Raw genomic sequence first — 26,923 nt, 5'->3', positions numbered from 1 at the left:
GATTCAGACAGCGGCGGCCCGCATTGAGCGCGCTGTCGCGTAGATCACAAGGCCGGCGGCGCCATTTCCGATCGTTCAAGCGCTGCCGAGATAGCGCGGAACGCGGAACCTGGAAACGGGAGTGACTTGCCATGGCCGAAGCAGATTCGAAGGTCAACAAGCTGGCGGATATCGTTCGCGCGCTGCAGGATGGTGCTGCGTCGAACGTTACGCACACGGGGCCGATCATCGTCACGGGCGCCGCTGGGTTCATCGGATTTCATGTTGCGTCACGCCTTTTGCGGCTCGGCGCCGAGGTCATCGGCGTCGACAACTTCACGCCTTACTACGACCTGAAGCTGAAGGAGGCGCGATTTACACGGCTCTGCGCCGAGCCGAGGTTCACGCCGAAGCGCTTCGACCTGGCGGACCGGTCGCTGGTGAAAGCGCTGTTCTGCGAAATCCAGCCATCGCACTTCGTGCATCTGGCCGCCCAGGCCGGGGTGCGTCATTCGCTCGTCGACCCGCATGCCTATGTGGAGTCAAACATAGTCGCATTTCTCAACGTTCTGGAGGGCTGCCGACACGCGGGCGTCAGCCATCTCGTTTATGCCTCGTCGAGCTCCGTATATGGCGCCAATCGACGCATACCCTTTTCCGAGCATCATGGTGCCAATCATCCGGTGAGCTTCTACGCCGCCACCAAGGCCGCCAACGAATGCATGGCGCATTCCTACAGCCATCTGTTCGGCTTCCCCGTAACCGGACTGCGCTTCTTCACCGTCTATGGCCCCTGGGGCAGGCCCGACATGGCAGTCTATACTTTCACCCATGCCATCGCCGAGGGCCGAACGATCGAAATCGCCAATGCCGGGCGCGTATGGCGGGATTTCACCTATATCGACGACATCGTAGAGGGGGTTGTTCGCGTGCTCGCCAAACCACCGTGTCAGGATCCCGGTTGGGACGGTCGCGCTGCCGATCCTGCCACCAGCTCGGCGCCGTATCGGCTCTACAATATCGGCAATGATCGGCCTGAAGAAATCAACCATCTGATCGCGCTCATCGAGACGGCCCTTGGTCGCCGCGCCCTTCGCGTCAACGTACCTTTACCACCAGGTGACGTCCTGGAAACCCGCGCCGATGTCAGGGACCTCCGCCGCGCCGTTGGCTTCGCACCGGCGACAACACTGGAGGACGGCGTGCAACGTTTCGTGGAATGGTATCGGGAATTCCATGCACGCCCTGTGGGGCAGGTGCGACCAGCTGGCCTTCCGGCAACGGCATAGTGAGCACAACGCCGCCATTTCCTTGGTGTGGCAGGGTCGCGGCTCGCCTTCAATCTGTCTTGGGATACGCCGGCACTGGAAGGGGCCCAAGCTGCCGTCCTGTACTGTGCCCGACCCCCAAAAGGCGCCGCGCATAGCGGGTGAGCGGCTTCTCGAACAGACGATGGGTGATAAATGCCACGCCGAGGGTTATCGCCAAGGCCGAACCGATGAAGGCCCACGGGCCGAGCACAAAGATCAACCCTGTACGCCAGAACAATATGCGCATGGCGCGGATCACGAATGGATGCATGAGGTAAAGAGCGTATGACGCATCGCCAACGCCAGCGGCCCACCTCGCCGCCAGGCTGTCATGCCTCAGTTTACCCGGCGGTGCCAAGGCAGCACTCCAAACAATTAGAGACGCCGGAATGCCATACACGACAGAGCGACCAAAGCCGGCCGAGATATCGGGAAACGCCGCCGCAAGCATCAGGGCACCCAGTCCCGTTGCGGCCATACAGGCCCTGATTGGGCCGGAAGGCCGCAGGCCTGAGGCGCACATGACCCCGATCATCGCGCCGAAAGCGAATTCGAGGATGATCGGATTGGTCCAGAAACCCCAGGGCTCAGGCAAAGGAGCCCCAAGAGCGCCCGAGAGCACCATCCCAACCAGGATCGCGAGCAGGACCGTAACTGCCCACCGCATGGGCAGCACGATCGTCGCCGTGAACAGCACGTAAAACAGCATCTCATAATTGAGCGTCCAACCCAACTCGTAGACCGGCTGAACGACGCCGTCAGGGCGACTGGCCGGAACGAATAAGTAGGATTCGACTACAAACCTGAAATCGACGTAGCTCTGGTTGAGAAGATTTGGGGCGGCCACCGCTACCGCAATGTAGAGCGAGGTGAGCGCCCAATATAGCGGGACAATTCGCGCGATCCGGCGGGAAATGAAGAGACGCGCGCCCCCGGGCTTTGCGAACAGCTGTCGCGACGTATGCACCATGATAAGCCCGGAAATCACGAAGAAAATATCGACTCCAGCGCTCCATGGTATCGGATTCCAGCTCTGAAAGGTGCGGCCGGCCTGTAATTCCAGGGTGGCCGCATCATGCTGGGCGTGTCGCAGCGCGACCGAACTAGCCGCGAGGGCGCGCAGGACCTGAACTTGGGTGAGGGTTTCGCGTTGGCTGCGCTCGACAGGCGTCGATCTCTCCGAGCGACGGCGCACTGCAGGCGCCGAGGCGCTCGCCATTCGGGCTTGTTCCATGGATGCTCCGCAGATTGTGAGCACACCGTGGTGCACCTCCGAAACTGATGCATCCTTCAAATGACGGACACCGCCCGCAAAGTATCGGCTGCCCGCGGGGACGCGGGTGTCCGGAACAGGTATACGCCGAAGCGTCTGCGCAGCCCTATGGCCTTTGTGCGATCCGGGCTTCGTGACTTCCTGCCCGAACGACGGCGATCACCGTAGCGAAAACAGTGGTCTCATTTGCTCGCCCTCAAGAACCAATGCCATTGACGGGCATCGACCGCGCTCGGCCTCATCGACAGCAAGGCAAAAACCAAGCCTGGCATGATTTTCAGTCGCTTGCGGATATAAACGGCCATGGCAATGCTCCAGATGCTCAGTGCAAGTGCCACACCCACCGCAGCGCCAAGCAGGCCGTACACCGCAACTCCGGCTGCACAGGCAATTATATTGGCCACAGCACCCGCTACCATCGTCGTTGCCGCAGCCCATTCATTTCCAGTCATGGTCAGGAGATTCTGTTGGGGCCCGCACAGCGCGACAAAGACATATCCCAAAATCAGAACCCGTGCGATCGGCGCTCCCGCGCTATAACCCTCACCGAAATAGCTCAAGAACGGCTCGACTATCACCATCATTGGGACGGCCACCAGGATGGCACCGCCAGCAGAAAGCAGGGTTGCGCGCGCGAACAGCTGTTGTAGGCTTCTGCGATCGCCTCTGACGTAGAGATCGGCTGCTGTTGGCGAAAACATGGTTGCCACGGCGATACGGGACAGGCCCACGAGCATCGCGACATTCAAGGCCAGCGCGAAAATACCCGCTTCAGCAATATGGCTTGTCCAGCCCAAAACCAGGACTCCTGCCCGACTGACGAAAACATCGAGCCCAGTGATGAGCATGAGCGGGGGGACGGCAAGCCACCATTCCCTCGAGGCATAACTTGGCTTGGCGTGTCCCAGGCCGGGTGGTTCAAACCTCCTAGCGATGATGAACACCAGCGCCGCTGTGAAAGCGGAACTCACAAGCACCGCCAGCGTGACCGAGGGCGCATCCACTGTTCGAAATCCCGACAATGCCAGGAGCGCTACCAACACGAGCAGGAGCCCGTCTCGCATGATGCGCTCCGGCAACAACGCCGAGACAACGCCGCCGAAAGCACGCACAAGCGTGGCTCCGAGAGCATAGGCCGTAACCAAGGGCACAGCCATCATGCCGAGCACGATGCTTGTCTCAAGCCCTCTTTCCGTTGGATCTGAAAGGAACAGGACGGACGCAGCGCCGATCATCCCGAACAAGGTTGCCGCTATCAGCGATCTCTGCAGCGCAAATCTTATCACCCCGCGGGCCAGATCAAGCCTGCCACTGGCCCTATAGGCCGGGAGGAAACGCAACAATGATACATTAAAACCAAGCGTTGCCAGATAGGCGAGCACTGACGTCCAAGCCTGAACGTAGGAATAAATGCCGTAGTTGTGAGGTCCGATAAGGCGTGCAATTGCCAACTGGGCAAGACTGGTCAAACCAGCGCCACCAATATAGATCAGCAAGGCGAATATGCTTGCCCAAGCGAGCCGCGAGCCCATGTCCTTGTTGCGCGGCGGTGCGGTTGCTGAACCAGTTACATCTGCGCGATGAGCCGGCAACTCAATTTGCTTTTCGCCGACCGCCCTATCGAAGCGCGACAATGCAGAAAGTATTTGTCTCTCAATCCGACAAATACTTTTAAAGGTCGATGGACCATCGGTGTTTTCGACGGAGATGATTTCCCGGCCAGATGTTGTCAGGAGGTCATGCATCGCTTCAAAAACGGCGAACGAGCGCATGTTCACGTTCAAGTCGGCCTCGAAAATCCGTTCCGCCGGCGGCTCAAGCTCCATCCGCCGACGAAGGCGACTTTCCACGACCGCAGCTGGCACCAAGAGCCTGACGGTGAGATCGGCCGCCGGTGCGAGGCTGAGCGCCTTTTCCAGCGTTCTGGGGTTGGTGCTCCCATTGAACATCGCAAGCGAACCAATCGCTTGAACATATCCTTGATCGAAAATCGTAATTTCGGGCGATTGCTCCGCAGACTTCCAGCAACGCGAAAGGTGCAGGATGTATCGCCAGATTCGCGCGCGCCATATTCGGTTTTTTGGCGGTATCATCCTCACCATTGCAAAGGAATTGGAAATATCATCGGCTCGCCCTGCCGAAAAAAGCAATATTCTGGCTGTTGAAAATATCGCCGATACGATCCGTGATATGAACAGAAAGACTCCGAGATCATATTTGGCGGCCCTGGTGCTTGGCTTGTAGCTGAGGGCGACCTTGGCGTGATAGCCTTTCCCGCGCAGCTGCTGCGCAAGCGCATGTGCGAAGGTTGTTTTGCCGGATCCTGGAGGTCCGAAAAATTCAATGATCATCGTGTAGCTGGCTCGATTTAGGGGCGCGATCGCTCCCTGGAGATTCTGTTGAAGATCGCAGACGCATCTTCAAACCCTCTCCAACAGAAGATCGGCGTTGTCTCCGAGCCTGGAGCCGGCTAGCCTCTTCAGGTTCACCCGGGTGAGCACACTCCCTACTGGAACGGTGGCGGATCCGCCGGCCCCTATTGCATCCAGAGCACCACGGGCAATGCTGCGCCTCGTCCTTGCCCAGCGAACGGCAAAAAGCACCGAATCGGCCCAGCGCTTAAGCAGCCTGGTTTCAGGCCCCCCGAGGCCCAGGGGACCGTTCATGATGACCACGTCGTAGGCCGAACGCAGCTCCTCGGTGAACTGGCATTTGTCGACGGTGGACAGAAGCGTCAGGAGATCATCGGAAGGTGCTGGAGCGGCCATGAGGTCGATACCGATTTCCGGCATCCTCGTGATTGCATCCTTCAGCACGCAACGTTCATTCACATAGTCGCCGAAGGAGTTCCGGGCCTTGTCGGTGCTGAATTCACCACGAAACCCGTTCGTGAGCCGCACATCCTTGCGATCGAGATCGAGGAAAAGCACTCTTCCTCCCAGCCGCGTTGCCGCCAGCGCCAGGCTCCATGCCAACTCGGTCTTGGCATCGTCCTGGATGCTGGATGTCACGAGAATGATATGCGGCGGCTGTCCCTTTCCCTGAGTTGGCGCCGCAGTGACGAGCAGCGAAGTCACGGCGCGGCTGAACGGCAAGTTCTGCTGGCTCAGAACCAGATGCCGCAGCTTTCTGGCGTTAAGTCCCGCAACCCTGGGAAGCAGTCCTACGCACGGGACCCCAAGCTCGGCCTCGGCTTCGGCTTCACTGCGCAAGGTTTGGTTGAAACCGTTGCGGACCAGGACAATGACCGCCCCCATGAGACCAAAGACGACCATGCCGGGGGGAATCAGGAAAATCGGCGACAATGTCACGGGGGTCGACGGCGGCCAGGCGGTCGAAAGGACCGCTACGCCTGGCGAAGGAGCGGCGATGCGACGTATCAGATCCTGCTGCCGGCTCAGGAGTTCGTTGTAATGCTGCGTCACGATGGCTACCCTAGGCTCAAGGGAACGCAGCCCCGAAAGTTGGCTCGCCGTGTCGGCCACGGCCGCGTCGAGCATCGCCTTGCGACTTTCAAGAGCCGTAGCCTGAGACCGGTAGACATTTGCCTCGGCAGCGATTCGGGCAACGCTTTGCTCCATTTCGCGGGCGATCGCGTTGCGCAGATCGCCGTCGGCGGCGGCACCCGACTGGCGTGTCACCAGGTCCGTCAACACGGGCGACCCGATTTCTTCAGCGATGGCCGTGACCGGGGCGCCCGCCTTGCGCAGGTCCTCAATACGGCGAAGGCGCGCTTCCGACGCGGAAAGACTGGCTTTCGATAGGAATATCTGCCGGCCGAGTTCCGCTGTCTCACTGGCTGCGTTGTTGGCCGCAGTCTGATCGACGGCGCCATGCGTGAGCCGGTATGTCTCCAGCCGATCTGTCGCTTCGACAAGATCCCTTTGTACTTGCGGAAGGCTGGCGACTATCGAATCCAGATTAACCTGATCCGATGCCCGGCTTTTTTGTACCAGATCTTGAATGTAGACCTGGGCAAACGTGTTCGCGACAAGTGCCGCACGCGCCGGACTTGGATCGGTGAAGCCGATGGTGATGACGCGTGATCGCAGCTCTTGTCCGACCCTCATTCCGTTGCGTAGCGCCTTCAGTTCGGGCGCGTCCGCTGCGTCCGGATTTTCTGCCACCGTGTTATCCTGTCTCCAGGCCCTGCTCAGGAGATCGATGAGGAACGAGCCAGCCGCGGGCGGGACGGCATTGACGACGGTCTTTCCGTTACCGTCGACTGGTTGGGCTTTGCGGAGTGCTGCCAGGACCCGACGCAGGTGGCCTTGCGAGGAGAGCATCGTCAGATGATCATCGATGTTCGATTCCAGCGAGTCCTGGGCGGATGCCACGCCGCCCGAAGCACTGCTGCTCGGGGCATCGATAATGACCTGGGTAGTTGCCTCGAACAGCACCGGGCGGGTGAAGCCTGCCAGTCCGGCCAGGATGCCGCCCAGAAGGGCCATGGCAAGCAAGAACCATTTTCGCGTCGTCAGGATGATGACGAGCTGGTGGAAGGGTGACGATTGCGTTGGCTCGCGTGGCGGCCGCATCAAGCGCAGATTGGTTTCAAGCGTCCCAACTTCCATCTGCTTGGCGCGCGGACGCCGGGCGCGGTTGGCTATGGAACCTTCCATCTCAATCCCCTGTCAGTTCGATTTGGTAAGAAGGGTGCGTGGCGACCGTCGATGGCCGCATGGCTTCGTTGCGCCACGCCTGAAACATGAGCACCGGCCACAGGTCGCGGAAATTATCTTGGCTTCCATGCAGATGATTGCGCCAGCATGCGTCGACCTTCTCACGGTCGATGATCCCGTCCCCGGAGCGGCCGATCGTGGCAATGATATCGGTTGCCCAGCCGCGCAAGGGCCCTTTCAACCAAGTCCCGACCGGAACGTCGAAACCTTGCTTGGGCCGGTCGACCAGTCGGCGTGGTACATAACGTTCAAGCAGTCGGCGAAGCAACCATTTGCCCTTCCCGTTTCGGACTTTGGCACGGGCTGGCAACCGCCAGGCGAATTCAACGACGCGATGGTCCAGGATCGGGCATCGCCCCTCAAGGCTGTTGGCCATGGTGGCTCGATCGAGCTTCACCAAAATGTCGCCCGGTAGATAGCCTGTCATGTCGGCGAATAGGAGACGCGAGAGCAGGCCGTCGAGCTTTGTGGTGTCGGTAGGTGCTGTCGACGGCTTGCGGTGAACAAGGTCGTTGGCTGAAGATTTTGTCAGTTGCAGAAGGAGTTCGTCCTCATCTCGCGCCGCGAGCAGGCGGGCAAGGCGAGCCAGGCGGTCACCGCGCAAGCCATGCCGCATATTCGCCGAAAGCGGCAGATCGCCGAAGATATCTTTCTGAGAGGCTTGGGCCAGCAACCCAGCCCCCGATGCCAACAGCCGGCGAAATGACAATGGCAGCTCATGCTGCTTTGTGAGGCGGGTTGCCAGGAAGTGTCGAGAATAGCCTGCGAAGCACTCGTCGCCGCCATCGCCTGAAAGCGCCACGGTTACGTGTTGCCGCGCGAGGCGCGACACCAGCAGCGTCGGTATCTGCGATTCATCGGCAAACGGCTCGTCCCAAATCCGGGGCAGCTCCGGAACGACCTCAAGCGCGGCGGCCGGCGAGAGATGAAGTTCCGTATGATCGGTGCCCAGATGCCGAGCAACCGCGGCCGCATGGGGAGCTTCATCAAACCCACCTTCCCCGAACGCTATGGTGAACGTCCGAACGGGGCTTCGGGACTGTGCCTGCATCAGGGCGACGACAGTCGAGCTGTCGATCCCGCCCGACAGAAAGGCGCCCAGCGGCACATCTGCAACCATTCGTTCCTTGACGGCCAGTCGGAGCAGGCTGTCGAGCTCGGTCGCGAGGTCCTCGTCGCTGGCGGCGATCGGATCGCGCTGTCCCTTGCCGGCGACATCGGCCAGCGACCACCAAGGGTGAATGCGATGCGCAAGCGAACCGGTGCCTCGGGCGTTGGCGAATTGCGCCGCAGTGACCGACAGGACTGAACCAGGCGGCAACTTGAACACGCCCTGCCAAATGCAACGGTCATCCGGCACCCAGCCGTTGGAAACCATTGTCGTCGCCGCATCGACATCGAGTTCCGGGGTGAAGCCTGGGAAGCAAGTGATCGCCTTCAACTCCGAGGCGAAGACAAGCGCATCACGTGTCAAGGCGACATAGAGTGGCTTCTTGCCCATTCGGTCGCGGGCAAGCTGAAGCGTTCGGTTCTTCAGGTCCCACAGCCCGAAAGCAAACATGCCAGCAAAGCGCGCGAGGGCTGCATCAAGGCCCCAGCTTTCGATCGCGCACAGCATGACCTCCGTGTCGCTGGCGCCGCGGAAATGATGGCCCGCCCCTTCCAGTTCACGGCGCAGATCGCGAAAATTGTATATCTCGCCATTGAAGGTGATGACATACCGACCGCTCGCGGAGAGCATTGGCTGGCGACCCGCTTCGGACAGGTCGACGATGGCCAGTCGCCGGTGGCCGAAGGCTACCCCCCCTTCACGGCTCACCCAGAAGGCCTCACCGTCAGGTCCGCGATGACGAAGCGCCGTCGCCATCGGTCCGATGGCCCTGAGCGCACTTGCGTTGGGTGCATCGGGCGCCAACAAAATTCCGGCGATCCCGCACATTCTAGCATCTCCTCTGGCGAACAATCGCGGGGATCGCTTCCGGCGTCCCAGCGGCAAGGCAGAGGGTCAGACAGAACCACACGATCGGATGGCGGATGACCAAATGCGGAGCACTGAAAACGGCGATCGATGCCACGAGCGCCACCAGAGCGTCCAGCTTCGCCCGCCAGGCGGACAACGCAGCCGAGCCGAAGATCCACATCAGGGCTAGAACCGAAATCAGGCCGCCCTGAGTGTAGAGATCCAGGATAGTGCTGTGCGCCTCGAAGGGCCGCGGCAAAAACTGTTGATTGACCACGGGCGGACTATCTAGATGCGGGCCCGGACCCAGTCCAAGCGATCCCGATCGTGCCCCCTTCTCCAAGGCTGCATTCCAGAGGTAGAGGCGAAGCGCCGCGGTTTGGGCAGTCGCTTCCCCGCCCTTGTCTTTGGTCAGGCTCTTGGCGAAGTCTTCGGCGCTGGAGGCCTCGCCGAGGGCATAGGGCGCTATAGACAGGGCCAGCGGCAGGAAGCCAACGGCCATCAGGACGGCAAGCTGCCTTGAAAGGCTCGCCTTATTGCCGTCGCTCGTCAGCCAGGCCCGGACCCGCAGCCCGAGAAGGATCAGACAAGCCAGGACCGTGGTATAAAGGTAGGTATCGCTTTTTGTCAGCCTTCCGACGTAAACGGTGAATATGAGGCTGCATAGGGCAAGGCATCTTCCCCATTTATTGCTGGTGGTTGTGGCAAGATGCAAGGCCAGTGGACCGAGCAGGGCGCAGTAGAGCGCAAGCTGGTTCGGATTGTCGGACCATCCGCAGAAGCGGTCCCAGTACCAGGGCTCGACCCCAGCCTGATGGAGCCAGCCGAAGCCAAGCCCTACCTGAATGATGAAGCCCGCATTCGCGATAGCAACCATCCACCAGGCGATACGACGCAAACGGAAAGACGCGTTGGGCTCCGCAGCGGCCAGACAGGTGACGCACGCCAACAGCACATAGGCCAGCGTGTCGTGCAACAACGGATCCATGAACAACGTGGTTGTCAGAAAACCGATGATGTAACCCACGCCCATGGCAAGCGCCAGGATCAGCCAGAAAAGCCCAAGCTTGGCCAGGGCCGGCGTAACCTCCAGTTGGCCGCCAGCAAGGATTCGCGTCATCGACAGCATTATCCAGAGCGTGAGGCACAGTTCGCTGTAGCCGAAGGGCAGCCCTGGGATGCTGAGTTGCGCCGCGTAGGACATCGCGACGCCGAAGGCCAGAAGCGCATCACGCATCATTGCCGCGCCTCACCCAGTCGATGGGGGCTTGGCACCGCCTCTTCCCTCGGATTCGCCTGCGCAGCTTGAACAAGCCTGCTGCGATATCTGCCACCCAGTATTGTCTTATACAGGTCGCAATACTGGTCGATCACCCACGACAGCGAGAACCGCTCCCGCACGAATCCGACGGAACGGCTGCCCATCGTCTTGCCACGGGCGGGGTCGGAAAGAAGATCGACTATCCGGGAGGCCAAGCCATCCGCATCGCGCGGCGCCACGAGATAGCCGTTCCAGCCATCCTCAACCACATCGTTGCAGCCCGGCATATTCGAGGCGACGATCGGCAATCCGGACAATCCCGCCTCCAGCAGGACACGCGGAATTCCCTCGCGATATTGCGTCGGAAACGCAAACAGATCCGCCATCCCAAGGAGGGCTGGAATGTCGCGCCTTGGCCCCAATGCGACAACGTGGGGAACATGGCGCTCGATATCGGCTCTGCTGACGGCAAACGGACCTTCGGAGTCTTGCGGGCCGACAAGTACGAAACGCGCGTTGGGCCTCTCGCGGATAACGCGAGGAACCGCCTCGATGAGGGTTGGAATCCCCTTCTGCCGCGTGAGCCGGCCGACAAATATTATGACCTGGGCCGATTGAAGGCCAAGTTCCTCGCGCATCGTGGCAGCCGAAGGACCACGATACCTTGCCATCGAGAATGCATCGGGGTCGATGCCAGAACTCCGGATCAGTCGCCCTTTGCCGCGAGTCACCAGCCGGTAGCGCTCGAAGAAGGCCTGATCATCACTATTCTGGAAGACGGTCATGGCTGTCCAACGAGACGCCACCCCCTGAAGGCCGCAAAAGAAAGGACGCAATGCCAGGGCCCGCGGCTCCCGCGACGAGAATGTCCAACCAAGCCCGTTGATGGTGCGAACGACGGGAACGTGCCCGCGCACCGCCAGTGGAGTTAGGAGATTGGGCTTGGTGTCGAAACTTTGAATGATGTCCGGACGCAGTTCGGACATCAGTTCACGGATCGCGCTGACAGCACCCCATTCTGCACCGCCGCTGCCAAAGCGGTCGAACCCGAATCGGCGATGGGCAATGCCATGGGGTGAAAAGGCGGCTCCGAGATCACTCGAAACGGCAGTGACTTGAAAACCCCTTTCGCGAAGCGCCAAAAGAAACGGGATTCTTAGTCTATGATCCTCGCCTCCAACGCAAACCAGATGCGGACTCATCCTGTCGCTCCTGGATGCGATACCAATCGCATAAAACAGCTGATCCTATCCGCGGTTTCCATGGCCGGTTTCATCGCCCCTGAACACACAACAGCCAGTCCCACGCTAGGAGCAGGCTTTCGTGCTGTCCTCGTCTGTTTGCATGAAGCAAGCTGATCAACGATGCGGCAATGCAGCCACAATCGCTGTCACCTCGGTCAGTGAGTTGGATTCATCCGGTCTGACGGTGCAATGACGGCACCTTCGCGTACGACACGGCGGGCCGGATATAAAAAAGGGCTGTGTTCGAAAGGTCCGCGCGCCGCGTTCAAAGCAACTTCCGCCCGCCTTCTCACGCCGGATCAACATCGCGCCCAGATGGTGTGATGACTCGCACCGCCAGTTCTCCCGAGCGCTTCGTCTGGAACAGGCTTTCACCCGGTCTCTGGATATGGTCGGACCACCAGCCGCCTCTTCCCGCGGATGGGCGACCGCGTTGCCATGCTCGCCGTCATTCGGACCGGCACGCCCGCCTTTCCGTTGAACCCGGTGGGATCCAGTTCAGTGCCTCTCCGCAATTGCCAGCGGCGCGCGCCTCGCATGACCTTGTGGAGTACTGCCTTGCTCATTTTGGCGCCGAGGCTTTTCACGAAGAGCATTGAGCGGCTGCAATGGGAGGGCTTCGCCAGGACGCGATTCCTTTGCGGTCTGAGCTCGAAGAAATCCTGCGGGAGCGCGCATTTGGGCGGTGGCTCAACCGAAGCGCGCATTGGCCGATTACCGCCACTGCAAACGCACAAGGCGCTCCGGCAGACGTCGCTGCAATGCTTTCGTTGCAGGCTTGAGCACCCCATACTTGGATCATCTACATACCTCTGAGGCAAGCGTAGCATCGAGGCTGTTGTGTTTTTCGGACGCTGATCAAAGATTCTATCAAGGGGCGCCGGTATTTGATTTGTCGCTAATGGATCCTTTCCCTAGGCAGGTGTGGGGCGCCTACCGAATCGGACGAAGGGTATGTCAATGACAACACTCCATTACGCCTCGGGCGGGTCGGCCTCCGAGGTCGCGAAAGCCGGATTCAATCTTGTTGATGTATCTTCCTTGGACCAGCTCAACGCCTTGCCGGCCGGCCAGAAAGGCCTGGTGTGGCTCAATGAAGCAGATGGTGCAACCTCCTCCTTTATCCAGAAGGTCACGCCCTTCATCGGCAATCCGAAAGTGTTTGGCTTCTTCCTGGTCGATGAGCCGGACCCGACCGGCAAATGGGGAACTTATGCCACCGCCGCTGATCTGAAGGCGGAGTCAGACTGGATCCACAGCCACCTGCCCGGCGCCAAGACCTTCATAACCATGATGAACATGGGGTCTTCCGCTAACCCCGACTTTTCAAACACATTCAATCCTGCCAACACGCATATCGACTATTACGGCTTGGATCCCTACCCGGTACGGACCGGAACAAGCACGATTGATTACAACATGATCGACAGGACTGTGGCGGCGGCCGTCGCCTCGGGCATCCCGCTCAGTCAGGTCGTTCCCGTGTATCAGACCTTCGGCGGCGGCGACTGGACGACCGACACGGGCGGTCGCTATGTCCTGCCCAGCGTTGCTCAGGAAAAGACCATGTTGGACCACTGGGCCAAGGTAGCGCCTTCGCCGGCCTTCGACTATGCCTATGCTTGGGGTTCTCAACAGGGCGACACGGCGCTTGAGAGCTCGCCGACGCTGCAGGCTCTGTTCCTTCAACACAACCAGAGCACCGCAAGCGGTCCTTCGGCCAGCGAACCGACGCCGCCGCCTACCAGCACAGTGCCTCCGCCCACAAGTATCCCTCCGACCAGCACCGGCGATCACATTTTCTACGGCACGGGTAGCGCGGATGTGCTTCGCGGCACCGCTGGCGCGGACACGATGATGGGCCGCGGCTACAACGACACCTACTATGTCAACAACGCCGGCGACAAGGTGGTGGAACTGCGGCACAGCGGCAACGATAGCGTGCTGGCATCGGTCAGCTACGCGCTGTCGGCCGGCTCGCAGGTCGAGCATCTTGCGACCACCAGCAAATTGGGAACTGCCGCCATCAAGCTCACGGGAAACGAATTCGCCCAAACCATTGATGGCAATTCCGGGAGCAACACTATCAACGGCGGTGGCGGGAGAGACGTTCTGACGGGACATGGCGGCAACGACGTCTTTGTCTTCGATTCGGCTCTCAAGGTCGGCAATATCGACAAGGTCACCGATTTCAAAGTGGGCCACGACAAGATCCAACTCGACCACACCGTGTTTGCCGGCCTGCATACCGGCGCCCTTCCCTCTTCGGCGTTCTACGCCGGCAGGGCCGCGCACGACAGCGGCGATCACATCGTCTATAACAGCACGACCGGCGCGCTTTCCTTTGACAGCGACGGCTCGGGCGGCGCACATCAGATCCAATTTGCCACTCTATCGCCACATCTGGCTCTGACGGCGTCCTCGTTCATCGTGACGTGACCGTAGGAACGTCAGCCTGAGCAAGATGGTCTGACGTTCTTGAATATGGCTGACGGAACCAAGAAGCCCCGCCGAGCTTGTACTTGGTATGAGCGCGCGCGGCATCGAATTCCTGCAGAAATGGGTAGAGGATAAGATCCCACTCTACACCAAGGCCGATCCGGCTCTTGCGGCGAAACTTGCGGACCAAGCAACGGCGGATGCCATCAGAGCGGGAATCCGCCCCGAGGAAATTTCTGAGGAAGTCGGAAGCATGTTGACGACCATGCTCGAAGTGCTCGATCAGCACGATTCGACATGATTGCGCGCTTGGCGGCAGATGCTGCCCGGCTTGGCGCCAAATGCATAAATGTGTCATGGATCATAGGTCATGGGCCAGCCTAGGCAGCATGACCAACATGCTCTCCCAGAACGCGCGCGACGACCCCGTCCACGTCGTGAGGTTCAGCACCATTGACTTGTATCAACGGCCATCGGTCCTGGCGCAGGCACTCGCCGACCTCTCTTGAGATTTCGGCCTGCCTTAATCCTTTGTCCACGCCAAGTTCGAACAGCACAACCTCGAGGAGCGGTTGCTGCGCATGCCTATCCACAAGACGGCGGCGTAACGTTTCCTGCGGCGCGTCGAGTTGCACAACGAGATCCGGCCGCGGCAGGAACGCAAGGCACTTGCGGACCGCGTCGAGGCTTGGAGTTCTAGCCAGCACACCCAGCGCACACAAAGCCTGAATCATGCCCTCTTCGAAGATGAAGCAACCGGGCGACTCCCGCGCTTGGAGCCAGGACTGGCACAGTTGGGCGATGTCGACCTTCATGCGCCATGACCACACGCGGCTTCGAAGAGGGATCGATGCCAGAAGCCGGGCCGCGACACTGTCCTTTGGCAAGGTCGACAGCAAGATAGGACCGGATGTGGCAATCTTCTTGCCAATTCGCCCTATGCCGTGGCGGATTTCCGGAGCGTCATCCTGAGCCGATCCATGTTCAATCAGGCGATACCCATTTACTGTCTTCACATTGATGCCGTGTCTCGCCAGCCCTTGGCAGAGGCCGCGAAGCAGCGTGGTTTTACCCGCGCCAGGCGGCCCAAACAACTCGATGATCATATGCTCAAGCGTCTCCGAAACGAGCAGTCATTCCCCTACGGATCAAGCTTAGCCGGATTTCCGATCACACCAACGTTCATTTGAATGATTGTTCCAGTCAGTGAATCTGGGCACCGAGCCCGGATTCTAGCGGAGATGCCGATCGCTCCGTTTGCCTGGGCAAGCCGTCTTGCGCTCGACGGAGCTTGCAAGGAAAAACGACCGGTGCTGGACACAGATGGCAAAACTTCTGAAGGACGCTCGGGAAGCGCTGGCTAGGCAAGATCGAGGCATCATCCGAATGATTGATGAAAAGATCTCCGCGGCGAGCGATGTTCGACCGTCAGCTTGGCGGGGCCCTGAATGTCCTCAGTGTGTTTGCATTCGGAAGTGGCAAATCAAAACCTACAGGTGGATCTGCGACCCACCCGAAAGTGGTCAGTCGTTCCCGAATATGATCTTGACCAAGGGGGGCCAGTCTGGCGCCGTTACCGACAGATGGGTGCCAAATTTGCGGACACTCCAATCTTCGACCACCTTGGAGATGTCGCCAGGCGGTATCCTGACAAGCTCGCAATCAGCGACGGCGCGAACCGCCTGACTTTTTCTGAGCTTTTCCGGGCGGTCGAGACGCTGGCAACTCATATCGCTGCCGTCGTCCCCGAAGGGCAGGCCATCGGCATCCTGCAAGCAAACTCCGCTTGGTATCCTGTGGCGATGTTGGCGACCATGGCGGCGGGACGGCCTTCGGTTCCGCTCAACACAAGAGATCCCGCCTCTCGCATTTTCGATATAGTCAGTGCCGCGGGGCTCGGCGCGATTATAGGCGCCGAAAATGTTCGCCCGGTCGAATTGGCCCAAGAGATCATCTGGATCGAAATTGCGGCCGCCGTGGCGTCCAACGATCAACACCCAGAACAGCAGCATAAGCCCCCTATGGTTTCGGTCGATGCGCCCGCATTGGTGCTTTACACTTCGGGCAGCACCGGGCGCCCCAAGGGAATCGTCAACTGCCAACGCAGCCTGCTATGGCGGGTCCGGCAATATGTCGATGCGTGCCATATCAGCGCGGATGACGTTTTCCTGCCGCTGACCGGGCCAGCCACAATCGCCGGTTGCCGGGAGATCTTTGCGGCGCTGTTGACGGGCGCCACGTTGCATCTTCTCGAGGTGGAGGCTGTCGGCCTGCGCGCTACGCGCGCTCGATTGCAGTCCGAAGGTGTGACGATCGCCTATCTTGTGCCGGCACTGCTTCGAGCCCTCCTGGCTGAGGCGCCCGCCGAAGCTTCCTGGCCGCTCAGAGTGGCCCGGATCGGTGGGGAGAAAGTGTCATGGACGGACATCGCTTTGCTGCGCAAAGCCGTTTCGGACCAGTGTCTGATCCAGATCGGCTACTCATCGACTGAAACCATCGGTTCGCAATGGTTCTTGCCGCCTGACTGGCCCGAGCAAGACGCGTCGGTTCCCGTCGGCAGGCTGCTCCCTGGTATGACATTCGCTATCGTCGACGAAGCGGAGCGCAATGTAGGGCCAGGCGAAAGTGGAGAGCTTCTGATCAAAAGCCGCTATGTCCTGCTCGGTCATTGGGAGAACGGTGTAGTCGTTCCCGCGCAGCCGGACCCCGACGATCCCGAGGTTCGGCTTTTCTCGACCGGGGACCTCGTTCGGCTCGACGATGATGGCATCTTGAGGATCGTCGGCCGCAAAGGGCGCCAGATCAAGATCAATGGTCGACGCATCGAGCCCGCCGAACTCGAACGGGTCTTGCGTTGCGCGCCTTCAGTGGCGGATGCCGTGGTGATGGTAACGGCCGCGCAGGAACTCATCGCCTTCGTGGTTCCCCAGCGCTTCACAGGCGGCGCTTTTGCGGACGACCTTCGCCAGCTCCTCAGGATGACCTTGCCGGCACCATTGCGTCCCTTGCGATTGCACACCGTTGACGCAATCCCACGCCTGTCGGGAGGTAAGGTCGATTTGGCAACACTGGCCGAGATAGATCGTTCGCACGGAAGGAGGGCGCGAGCCGCCCGGTCGTCCACTCTCGATGCTCCGCCCGCCGGAGGAGCAAAGGACACGCGTCAAATAGTGCAGCACGCGTGGACGCAGGTTCTCAACACAGGCACTGCCACGGGAAACTGGGATGATGCTGGAGGAGATTCGCTGCAGCTGCTGCACTGCGTCATGGCAATCGAAAACGCCATCGGGCAAGAGCTGGGCCTCGAGGCATTCACCGTCGGCATGAGCTTGGACGAGATGGTTGAGGCGGTCGTCTCTGCACGGTTAGGCGAAGGGCGCGAAAAGAAGCACCACCCCCCGATTCTTTTCCTGTTTCCAGGGTCCGTTGGCTATGGTCCGAGCCTGGCTGCGTTCGCAGCCGCCATGGGGAAAGTCGCCCGTGTAAACCCCATCCGATATCCGAGCCTTGCGGCGATACTGGACGGACACAACACCCTCAGCGCCATGGCTGGCGCCGCACTCGAGCAGATAAGCCGCATCCAACCTGCGGGCCCCGTGCGACTTCTCGGCCATTCTCTGGGTGGCGCGGTTGCATTCGAGGTTGCCGCACGGCTCATGAAGGCCGGGCGAACGGTGCGGTTCCTGGGCATCCTCGACACGAGCCTTCTGGACGAGCCGAGCAACCATTGGGAGACAGTTACCCGTACGTTCTATCGTATTCGCACCAACCGCATATCCGCGCACCGGATGGCTTGCAGAGCCCTTGCGAAGATCACCGTCGCCGTGGGCGGCGAAGCGCGTCTGGCCAGGATTCTGGACAGATTTGCCAATGGAGAGTTCAACCCGACGATCTTCAGGACCAAACTGGAACTGCAGGAGGTTTTAAGGGCGAAGTCATTCTTCCAGTGGCTTGAGGCACCGAAACCGGCTCTGCCCCTCTCCGGTACCTTGTTCCGATGTCGCAGGGAGGGAATGCCGCGGGCCTTGGGCTGGGACAGCGTCTTGGCACACCTGGACGTCATTTCGATCACGGGCAGCCACATCGACCTTGTCGTCGAACCAAACCTTGCCACCAACCGTCCGCTTATCGAGACGGCCATCGTGCAGACCTATTCCCCCGCCGAATCTCGCAAAAGGGAGGACTTGTCATCGACATAATTCCGGAATTCAGCAAGGACATGCTGACGCTCGATGCCCGCGCGGAGGTCGATCGCATCGTTGACACCTTGCGCACTCAGGTTCTCGGCACCCTGCATCGTCGCGGCGTGGTTGTCGGTCTTTCCGGCGGTATCGACAGCTCCGTCGTCGCGACCTTGTGCATGCGCGCGTTCGGGAAAGACAAGGTCCTGGGACTGTTCATGCCGGAGCGGGATTCTTCCGGCGACTCCCTGAGACTTGGCCGCCGCGTCGCGGCACAGCTTGGCATTGAAAGCGTCCTTGAGGACATAGCACCGGCACTGGAGGCCATTGGGGCCTACCGCCGGCAGATCGATGCGATCCAGACCGTCGTTCCCGACTATGGGGAAGGGTGGAAATGCAAGCTGGTGATCGCGTCGGTTCTGGAGAGCAGCGGGCTCAATATAACTCGCCTCACGGTCCAGGATCCGCAGGGTAAAGTAGATAACGTGCGTCTGCCGCCAGCTGCCTATCTGCAGATCGTTGCTGCGACAAACTACAAGCAGCGCCTGCGCAAGATGACGGAATACTATCACGCCGACCGCCTCAAATACGCGGTTGTCGGCACTCCAAATCGCCTCGAGTACGACCAGGGCTTTTTCGTCAAGCAGGGCGACGGAGCCGCCGACGTGATGCCGATCGTTCACCTTTACAAAACCCAGGTTTATCAACTCGCGGAATATCTCGAGGTGGATGATGAAATCCGGCAGCGGCCACCGACCACCGACACCTTTTCCATGACCCAAAGCCAGGAAGAATTCTATTTCGCGCTGCCCTATCACCTGATGGATCTATGCCTCTACGGCCTGAACCACGGGGTCGCCAGCAATGAGCTCGCGGCGGTTGCTGGCCTCACCGAGCCCCAGCTTCAGAAAGTGTTCAAGGACATCGAAGCGAAACGAAGGGCGGCCCACTATCTTCACGCGCGGCCTTTGCTGTCCGCCGAAGGCGGAGATTGACCGAGCATGTGCGGCATCGCTGGAATCGTGGCGCTGAATGCCACAGCGGCTTCTCCTTCGCGGCAGGCGCTGATGCAGATGATGGGCGCGCTGGCGCATCGCGGTCCCGACGGGCGCGGTCTCTACCGGGACAGACGCGCGGGGCTGGCGCATGTGCGCCTGTCCATCGTCGATCTTTCCAGTGGCCAGCAGCCGATGGCGGATACAGGCGATACGACGTGGATCGTGTTCAACGGCGAGATATTCAACTACGTCGAATTGCGTGAAAAACTCACGGCACTCGGCCACCGCTTCCGAACCCGCAGCGACACGGAGGTCGCGCTGCACGCCTATCGTGAGTGGGGAGAAACGGCCTTCGAGCGGATGAACGGCCAATGGGCAATTGCGATCTGGGATTCAGTGGCCAATCGTCTCGTATTGTCGCGCGACCGCTTCGGCATTTGCCCGCTGTATTTCAGCGAGCATGCGCACCGGCTTTATTTCGCCAGCGAAGTGAAAGCCATTTTCGCGGCCGATCGAACCATCCCTCGCGCCTTTGATCCCGCCGGCATCGATCAGACGTTCACGCTCTGGACGGTCGTTCCGCCGCAAGGAGTTTTCCACGGAATCAACGAACTCGAGCCGGGTCGTGTCCGCATCTATCAGGATGGCACCGTTCGTGAGCGGATTTTTTGGCAGCCTTCCTATCCCGACAATTTCGGATCGCGGCAGGGCGAGTTCCCCGGGTCCTCCAACGACGCGGTGGACCGCGTGTCTAGCGCTCTTGAGGCCGCGACGGCGCTCAGAATGGTGCGCGCCGACGTGCCTGTCGGGTGCTACCTCTCCGGAGGGCTGGACAGTTCGCTTGTGGCCGCGCTCGCGAGGCGCTTCGCGGGCGATCGCTTCCAAACCTTCTCCTTGCGTTTTGCCGACGCCGAATATGACGAGACCCGCTTCCAGCGAATGGTTGCCGAGACGATCGGCAGTGAGCACCATGAAGTGGTCGTTTCGCGCAGAGATATCGCCGGAATCTTTCCGGAGGTAATCCAACACACCGAGCGCCCGATACTGAGGACTGCCCCGGCGCCGCTCTTCCTGCTCTCGCGCCTGGTGCGCGAGCGTGGCATCAAGGTCGTGCTGACCGGCGAAGGCGCTGACGAAATGTTCGCCGGCTACGACCTGTTCCGCGAAGGCAAGGTCCGCCGCTTCTGGGGGCGCCACCCGACATCGACACGCCGCTCTCGGCTCCTGGAACGCCTTTACCCTTATCTCACCCGCTCGCCGGTGCAACAGCAGGCGATGGCGCGTCAGTTCTTCGGGCGAAATATTCAGGCTTACGACGCGCCGGGCTTTGCTCATGAAACGCGCTGGCAAACCACCAGGGCCATCAAGCGCTTGTTTACGACCGACATGCGCGCTCAAACGCAGGGCCGCGACGCCGTGTCCGAGTTGCTCGCCCGTCTGCCCGCGCAGTTTGCCCGTTGGGGCCCTCTTGCGCAGGACCAGTATCTCGAGGTCCAAACACTGATGTCGGGCTATCTGCTCTCCTCGCAAGGCGACAGGATGCTGATGGCTCACTCCGTCGAGGGTCGCTTCCCGTTCCTGGACGATGAACTTGTGAGGCTCGCGAATTCGCTGCCGCCCTCCTTCAAACTCCGCGGCCTCGATGAGAAGCACGTGCTGAAGCGCATGGCGGCACCCATCCTGCCCTCCGAGATCATAGCCCGCAAGAAGCAGCCCTTCCGTGCGCCCAACGCGCTTTGCTTCGTCGGCGCAGACGCTCCGGATTACGCTCGCGAGGCGGTTTCGCAGACGGCCCTGCGCGAGGCGAATGTCTTCGATCCAAAGGCGGTCACGCACCTGCTTGCCAAATGCCAGGCCAGAACTGGCGATGGCGACCTGTCCAATGCCGACAACATGGCGCTGGTCGGCGTGTTGTCGACCCAACTTCTTCATCAGCAGTTCGTCGCGGGTTGTCCCAGTGCAACGCTCGAATGCACGCTCAGCGTCGACGTCGACTGCGAACATCGGGAAGAGCGCCTGTATGTTGCATGATGCCGTACCATTGCTGCATGACTACCTCGCCCATTCCGCCGGCCGACACGGAAGTAAGGTGGCGCTGGTGTGCAACAGGCAGCGTGTCACCTACCTCGAACTCGAAACGCGAGCCAACGCGATCGCCTGGGACCTGTCCGCATCCGGAGTCGTTCGCGGTGATCGCGTGATGATCTTCGCCGACAACACCGTCGAGACGGTGGTTAGCTTCTGGGCGGTGCTAAAGGCGAATGCGGTGGTGTGCATCGTCAACCCGCTCACCAAGAGCGACAAGCTCGATTATCTGCTCAACGACTGCCGGCCGACGGCGCTCATCACGGACGGCCATCTGCAAGCGATCTTCCGCGAGCCGGCGCGCGGCTGCCCGTCACTTCTGCGGGTGATCGTATCGGGACCTATCGACGACGTCGAACTCGCCCAGCTGCCGTTTGCCGTGCGCTGGGACGCCGCCCTCGCCAATGGCGCGGATACGCCGCCGGCACGGCAGTGCATCGATGTTGATCTGGCAGCCATCATCTACACGTCCGGGTCGACGGGCGAACCCAAGGGCGTGATGCTGACGCACAGAAACATGATGGCCGCGTGCGCGTCTGTCGCTTCCTACCTGGCGATTGCCGAGGACGAGGTGATCCTCAATGTCCTACCCCTCGCCTTCGATTATGGACTGTACCAGATGATCATGGCTTTTCGTACCGGCGCCCGGCTGGTGCTCGAACGCTCGTTCGCTTTCCCGGCACAGATCCTCGGGTTGATCAGGCAGGAGGGAGTTACGGGCTTTCCCGGCGTGCCCACAATCTTTGCCGCACTCTCCGAACTCAGGTCCCTCAAAGACCAGGATTTCTCGAGCATCCGCTACGTCACAAACACTGCGGCAGCCCTACCCCTCAAGCATATTTTCATGCTTCGCGAGCTGTTTTCGGGTGCACGCATCTATTCGATGTACGGTCTCACCGAATGCAAACGTTGCACCTATTTGCCGCCAGAGGACCTCGAGCGAAAGCCATTGAGCGTAGGGATCGCAATCCCGAATACGGAGATGTGGATCGTTGACGAGCATGACAGGCGGATAGGCCCAGGCGTTGTCGGCCAACTCGTCATTCGCGGCGCAACGGTGATGAACGGGTATTGGGGCAAGCCCGAGGCAACGGCCAGGAAACTCAAACCCGGCCCGCTGCCCGGCGAGCAGGTCCTATACACCGGCGACTACTGCCGGATGGATACGGAGGGTTACCTCTACTTCGTTGGCCGTGGGGATGAGATCATAAAGTCGCGAGGCGAGAAGGTGGCGCCAAGGGAAGTGGAAAATGTACTGATGGACATTCCAGGAGTCCGAGAAGCGGCTGTCATAGGTGTTCCCGACGAGCTCCTCGGGCAAGCGGTGAAAGCTTTTGTGGTGATGGAGCATGGAAGAGCCATTGGCGAAAGGGAACTGCAGAAGGAGTGCCAGAAGCGTCTGGAAAACTTCATGGTCCCGAAATCCATCGTCGTTGTGGCGAACCTGCCGATGACGGACACGGGAAAACTCAAGAAAACGGCGCTGTCATGATACGGGGCCAGAACCAAGTCGCTGATTTAATGGTGACGCCACGGAGGACGAATTCATGTTGACCATCAAGGAACGCACCGGAATCTACAGCGAGCAGATTCGTAGTTTCTTGGTTTCGAATTTCTACGTCAGCGACGTCAAGGCATTGCTGGATGACGCATCCTTGCTCGATCAAGGCATTGTCGACTCGACGGGTGTGCTTGAGATTATCGGCTTCATCGAGGAGACCTTTGGCATTACCGTCGAGGATAGCGAACTTCTGCCTGAAAACCTCGATTCCATCCAGGGGATCGAGCAATACATCATCCGCAAAATGAACTGATGGGTAAGCGTAACGCCCAGAGCAGCCCCGTATTTGGTCTGATTGTCGCAGGATTCATGCCTGCGTCTTGACTTGCCCCAGAACCACCCGGCCCTCGCCCGCTTCGTTCGAGACCGAACGGATGTTCTCGAATGCCTTGCTGCGTTCCAGCAGACCCGCTACCTGTCGGTCTTGGCCAAGCCCGACCTCGAAGAGCAGGATGCCGCCACGCCGCAGGTATCGCGGTGCGTCTTTCAGTACGCGCATATGAATGCTCAGGCCGTAAGGGCCGGCTGCAAACGCCTCGCGCGGCTCAAGCTCGATCAGATGGGCGCGGTCGCCCTCGAGCCGCTTTTCAGAAATGTAAGGCGGATTGCAGACGATTACGTCGATAGTTCCGTCTAACCCAAGGCCGATGAGAGAGTCGAACAAGTCGCCCTGAAGCACCGAAAGACGCTCAGCCATGCCGTGATGTGAGGTGTTGCGGCGTGCCGTTTCGACGCATTCATCGGTGAGATCGCTTGCCCAGACAAGGGCGCTGGGCACATGGTAGGCGATCGCGCACGCCAGATTCCCAGTGCCGCAGCACATATCAACTATGCGCGGAGCCGGCAGGTTCATCTGATGCAACACACCAAGCGCGGTCTTGCCGAGCAACTCGGTCTCAGGTCTGGGGACGAGCGCACCGGGCGAAACCAGCAGTTCAAGTCCCATGAACATGGCGCGGCCGGCGCCATAGGCATCAGCTACACTGAACTCTTTGCTCATGGCCGACCCCATCGCTTGATCTCCCCAGTATAGATCTGCGGCGCTCATGCGCCAGCCAAACCTGCTCCGAAATCATGAATTCTCAAGCCTTTCCTTCGAAAAACTGCAGGCACAAACTCGGTGCATCGCACTTCTGACGCTCATTGACCGATTGCAATCTCAGGTCGCCAAAGATGGAGAGAGAGGTGCTGCTCATGCTTTGAAGAGCCAATGGCGCGGTACGGCGGCTTTTAGATTTTGTGGATCGTGGAGAGGGGTAAACGCCTATCCAACTCTGATGGAGCGGAGGCGCGGACCGCAGCTCCATTGACGCGCTAATCTTCGGCTCCGGTAATTCAGCAAGTGGTCGGTGGAAGCGCCTCCGCTCCAGCATCAGCCTCACCTTGCTGCATGGAGAGGTTACCTATAGGTTTGCGGACATGTCGAAACAACTGTCCGAAGGTCTCGGATCGACATCTCATTTCCGGTCAATCGCAGAGAGGGGCCGTGAGCGAAAGCGTGAGTGTTCTGATTGTTGAGGATCAATGGCTAGTCGCGCAGGACACTGCCGCGCGGCTGCGTCGCGCCGGTTATCAGGTGGTCGGACCTGTGCCGTCGGTATCCGCCGCTCTGCGTCTTGTCGAATCGGACAAGATTGACGTGGCGTTGCTAGACATCCAGCTGAACGGTGAAACGGGTCTGCCGGTGGCGAGGATATTGCAGGCGCGAGGCATCCCCTTTGCCTTCTTGTCGGGATTTGGCCCCGCCGACGTTCCCGCGGCTTTCCGCGACTGCAGATTCCTGCCGAAGCCGGCAACCGATGCTGTCATCCTTGCTGCTGTCAGCGAGTTGGCGTCCCTGCGCACAGCTTCGCGCTGACATTCGCTCCGCCGCATTATTACCGGAGTTGCGCCCTGGCGACCTGGTAGGCCGGACGAGGTCAGTCTCACAAAGGGCAACATTGGCGCTTGGCCATGAGGACGGCGGACTACGACCGGCGAGGACGGAAATTCAGCGTTCAAAAAGCATCCGCCGGGGTTCCACTTCTCGGCCTGTTGGCGGCGATTTGGACTTAGGTCCGATCCCGGTCGCCAGAGGTCGGATTGCGGAACATCTGCCAAGGACCCACGTTCGGGGTTTGAGCACGGAGGTGCCGGCCGATCTCGAAGCGCAAGTTTCACGGGCAACTGTTGGGGAGTGTCGTAGTGCCGATTTCAAACGATATGGGGGACGAGTACCTGGAACTGGAATGTCCAAACTGTTCTCATGTCATCATAAAAAAGGGATCGTGGTTGAAGGTGATATCCAACTTCAACTGCACCCAATGCCATGCAAAAATCAGAATTGGTTATATGACCAAGCTCGCGCTTTTCGAGAAAAAAAGGCAAAGCATGAACCCGGCTGCGCAGTGAGAGTCCTAGCGGCCCGACAGTCGTTTGGGGTGGTGCGTTGAACCGTCGGGCCTGACCGGCCCGATGGCGGGGGAGCCAGGCCGGCTGGGTGAATCGTATACATTAGATCGTGCTTATCAAGCCCAAATACGCGGCGCGACATCGCCTGGTAACGCAACGGTGAACCCCGCGCCCGTATACGCGCTAGCAGGAACGTCGGCGGTCAACATGCCGCTCATTCGTAGAGAGTGCGAACAGCTTCATCAAACAACTCCACCTCGGCTTCAACCTTTTCAGCCGCTTTATCGACCTTGTCGAAACGCTTCAGCATTCGATTGTGGAGCATGGACAAGCGTGCCGCATGGTAGACCACGCTGCGCTTGTAACCTTCAGAGTCGAGTGGTTCGAACAACATTGTCATGGCAGAAATCCTCAATGTTTTTCGTCCTGCAATCCTTCCCTAGTAAACCGCCAGTTAACTCTTTCGTTCCGCTGGTGATGCGAAGGCGCCCGAATGAATAACTCGTTGCGCTGTCTCCAGACTGCACGAGCGTGCTTCGTCTGTCTGAGGTTGGGCCCCAAGGCTTGCGCTTGCCTCGCCTGTTCGGCTCATGCTGCGTCAGTCACGACATCGACGGCCAGCTTCAGTTCAATCGCTTTGGGCGTGAGTTGAATACCGGCGCTGCCAAAAATTGCCGAATGATCATCCTGCTGTGGTGGGACCGCCGAACCCGTCAGGAGCGACGAACCGAGCCGGCTTGGATAGTCGCCCCGCCGCAAGGACGCGAGCGATCGAAGATCACGTCGGCAGGTGCTCTGCCCTCTCTAGGAAGCCGGCGCCGCGCGCACTTACTGAAAAAACCCAAACAGAATAAGAGCGAGAAAGGCAAACAGCAGCGCTGCAGCCGCTAGCAACACACCTTTGTTGGAGCCGCGCCGAGGTTGAGGGTCAGGCACGAGTTTTTTCCGGTTTGGGAGTTCATTCATTGGACATTAATTTGCGGCTGCAAATTAGGTTCCGCTCATGCTTGAATGCCTACAATGCCGCCCCACAGCGCCCTACAGGCGCACGACCTTCGCTAGCCCTAGGCGTATCCGCTGGCCTTCTGCAAAGGACAACGCGAACGATTCCTGATTGAATGACCTGGCAATTTCCTGATCTTTCTCAACCACGCGGACGAACCATTCGCCGCAGGTTTCTGTCACTTCGACGCAAGGCACGGCCTTGCGGAATGGAACCACGTTATCCATCACAGCCGACCTACGAGCAATGGCAACATCGGTCTTGTAAGGCCACCGAATTCGGGATTTCAATAAAAAAGTCGATACGGAGCAGGAGCGGCTCGCCGTGGAGGGCATGGCGAAGCTTCTGAAGCGGTTTGTCTGACCGACTGTCTAACCAGGTTGTCTACCCTCGACGCAAAGCCTTGTTCATCAAGGCGACTGGTAGGCCCGGAGGGCGAACGAAAATCGTCGATTTTGTTGGGTTTTTCGCGGGCAAAAATCAGAAATCTTCCCGCATCGTTCCGTATGGTTCCAAGGACGGCCAAAGCACCGAACGCTCGGTGTTTGGCCTTCAG

At 59.8% G+C, this 26,923-nt stretch carries 19 protein-coding genes; 9 read left to right on the top strand and 10 right to left on the bottom strand.

Going from position 1 to position 26,923, the window contains the following annotated elements:
* The first annotated feature begins 131 nt into the window (after positions 1–131).
* Positions 132–1,268 (top strand): NAD-dependent epimerase/dehydratase family protein, encoded by a 1,137-nt coding sequence (locus NKH35_RS15940; protein ID WP_352915319.1) that lies wholly within the window; start codon positions 132–134, stop codon positions 1,266–1,268.
* 49 nt (positions 1,269–1,317) lie between these two features.
* On the opposite strand, the gene NKH35_RS15935 is transcribed toward NKH35_RS15940, so the two are convergent.
* From NKH35_RS15935 to NKH35_RS15910, 6 genes are all read right to left on the bottom strand, one after another.
* Positions 1,318–2,523, bottom strand: a complete 1,206-nt coding sequence (locus NKH35_RS15935) for an acyltransferase family protein (RefSeq protein ID WP_050588050.1) — start codon at positions 2,521–2,523, stop codon at positions 1,318–1,320.
* Between the two features lie 221 nt (positions 2,524–2,744).
* Entirely contained in the window at positions 2,745–4,913 is a 2,169-nt protein-coding gene (locus NKH35_RS15930) for a polysaccharide biosynthesis C-terminal domain-containing protein (RefSeq protein WP_352915316.1), read from the bottom strand.
* Positions 4,914–4,982: 69 nt separating this feature from the next.
* Positions 4,983–7,184 carry a GumC family protein gene (locus NKH35_RS15925; protein ID WP_023830094.1) on the bottom strand — a complete coding sequence of 734 codons (2,202 nt, stop codon included), beginning with the start codon at positions 7,182–7,184 and terminating at the stop codon, positions 4,983–4,985.
* Between the two features lies 1 nt (position 7,185).
* A complete protein-coding gene (gene asnB, locus NKH35_RS15920) occupies positions 7,186–9,183 on the bottom strand; it encodes an asparagine synthase (glutamine-hydrolyzing) (protein WP_352915313.1) in 1,998 nt (665 codons plus the stop codon).
* A 1-nt stretch (position 9,184) separates the two neighbouring features.
* On the bottom strand, positions 9,185–10,444 hold the full coding sequence (locus tag NKH35_RS15915) for an O-antigen ligase family protein (protein ID WP_352915310.1): 1,260 nt from the start codon (positions 10,442–10,444) through the stop codon (positions 9,185–9,187).
* The gene (locus NKH35_RS15910) at positions 10,441–11,667 is read right to left on the bottom strand and encodes a glycosyltransferase family 4 protein (protein ID WP_352807633.1); all 1,227 of its coding nucleotides are present in this window, start codon (positions 11,665–11,667) and stop codon (positions 10,441–10,443) included. The genes NKH35_RS15915 and NKH35_RS15910 overlap by 4 nt, the downstream gene beginning before the upstream one ends.
* 1,002 nt (positions 11,668–12,669) lie before the next feature.
* Here NKH35_RS15910 and NKH35_RS15905 point away from each other — a divergent pair.
* Together NKH35_RS15905 and NKH35_RS15900 are read left to right on the top strand one after the other, a co-directional pair.
* Positions 12,670–14,148, top strand: a complete 1,479-nt coding sequence (locus NKH35_RS15905; RefSeq protein WP_352915307.1) for a M10 family metallopeptidase C-terminal domain-containing protein — start codon at positions 12,670–12,672, stop codon at positions 14,146–14,148.
* Between the two features lie 88 nt (positions 14,149–14,236).
* The gene (locus tag NKH35_RS15900; protein ID WP_023670889.1) at positions 14,237–14,449 is read left to right on the top strand and encodes a DUF768 domain-containing protein; all 213 of its coding nucleotides are present in this window, start codon (positions 14,237–14,239) and stop codon (positions 14,447–14,449) included.
* A gap of 79 nt (positions 14,450–14,528) precedes the next feature.
* On the opposite strand, the gene NKH35_RS15895 is transcribed toward NKH35_RS15900, so the two are convergent.
* Entirely contained in the window at positions 14,529–15,254 is a 726-nt protein-coding gene (locus NKH35_RS15895; RefSeq protein ID WP_352915304.1) for an AAA family ATPase, read from the bottom strand.
* 342 nt (positions 15,255–15,596) lie between these two features.
* Here NKH35_RS15895 and NKH35_RS15890 point away from each other — a divergent pair, with 342 nt between their 5' ends.
* The 5 genes from NKH35_RS15890 to NKH35_RS15870 are packed head-to-tail and all read left to right on the top strand — an operon-like array spanning position 15,597 to position 23,226.
* The gene (locus tag NKH35_RS15890) at positions 15,597–18,347 is read left to right on the top strand and encodes an AMP-binding protein (protein ID WP_502906983.1); all 2,751 of its coding nucleotides are present in this window, start codon (positions 15,597–15,599) and stop codon (positions 18,345–18,347) included.
* Positions 18,344–19,324 carry an NAD(+) synthase gene (nadE, locus tag NKH35_RS15885; protein ID WP_352915336.1) on the top strand — a complete coding sequence of 327 codons (981 nt, stop codon included), beginning with the start codon at positions 18,344–18,346 and terminating at the stop codon, positions 19,322–19,324. Before NKH35_RS15890 ends, nadE begins: the two co-directional genes overlap by 4 nt.
* A 6-nt stretch (positions 19,325–19,330) precedes the next feature.
* The gene (asnB, locus tag NKH35_RS15880) at positions 19,331–21,358 is read left to right on the top strand and encodes an asparagine synthase (glutamine-hydrolyzing) (protein ID WP_023817746.1); all 2,028 of its coding nucleotides are present in this window, start codon (positions 19,331–19,333) and stop codon (positions 21,356–21,358) included.
* A complete protein-coding gene (locus NKH35_RS15875; protein ID WP_352915298.1) occupies positions 21,348–22,904 on the top strand; it encodes a class I adenylate-forming enzyme family protein in 1,557 nt (518 codons plus the stop codon). The genes asnB (NKH35_RS15880) and NKH35_RS15875 overlap by 11 nt, the downstream gene beginning before the upstream one ends.
* A gap of 55 nt (positions 22,905–22,959) precedes the next feature.
* Positions 22,960–23,226 carry an acyl carrier protein gene (locus NKH35_RS15870; protein WP_023670883.1) on the top strand — a complete coding sequence of 89 codons (267 nt, stop codon included), beginning with the start codon at positions 22,960–22,962 and terminating at the stop codon, positions 23,224–23,226.
* Between the two features lie 54 nt (positions 23,227–23,280).
* Here the strand turns inward: NKH35_RS15870 and NKH35_RS15865 are convergent, their stop codons facing one another.
* Complete coding sequence (locus NKH35_RS15865; protein ID WP_023689767.1) at positions 23,281–23,973, bottom strand: N5-glutamine methyltransferase family protein; 693 nt, start codon at positions 23,971–23,973, stop codon at positions 23,281–23,283.
* A 486-nt stretch (positions 23,974–24,459) separates the two neighbouring features.
* Between NKH35_RS15865 and NKH35_RS15860 the strand changes: the two genes are divergently transcribed.
* Entirely contained in the window at positions 24,460–24,831 is a 372-nt protein-coding gene (locus NKH35_RS15860; protein WP_023670881.1) for a response regulator, read from the top strand.
* A 747-nt stretch (positions 24,832–25,578) separates the two neighbouring features.
* Here the strand turns inward: NKH35_RS15860 and NKH35_RS15855 are convergent.
* Together NKH35_RS15855 and NKH35_RS15850 are read right to left on the bottom strand one after the other, a co-directional pair.
* Entirely contained in the window at positions 25,579–25,764 is a 186-nt protein-coding gene (locus NKH35_RS15855) for a hypothetical protein (protein ID WP_023681021.1), read from the bottom strand.
* Positions 25,765–26,402: 638 nt separating this feature from the next.
* A complete protein-coding gene (locus NKH35_RS15850) occupies positions 26,403–26,594 on the bottom strand; it encodes a hypothetical protein (RefSeq protein WP_023670878.1) in 192 nt (63 codons plus the stop codon).
* Between the last annotated feature and the right edge of the window lie 329 nt (positions 26,595–26,923).

Source organism: Mesorhizobium sp. M1143 (genome assembly GCF_040318435.1).
GTDB lineage: Bacteria > Pseudomonadota > Alphaproteobacteria > Rhizobiales > Rhizobiaceae > Mesorhizobium.
This window is presented reverse-complemented; position numbering and strand designations above follow the sequence as displayed.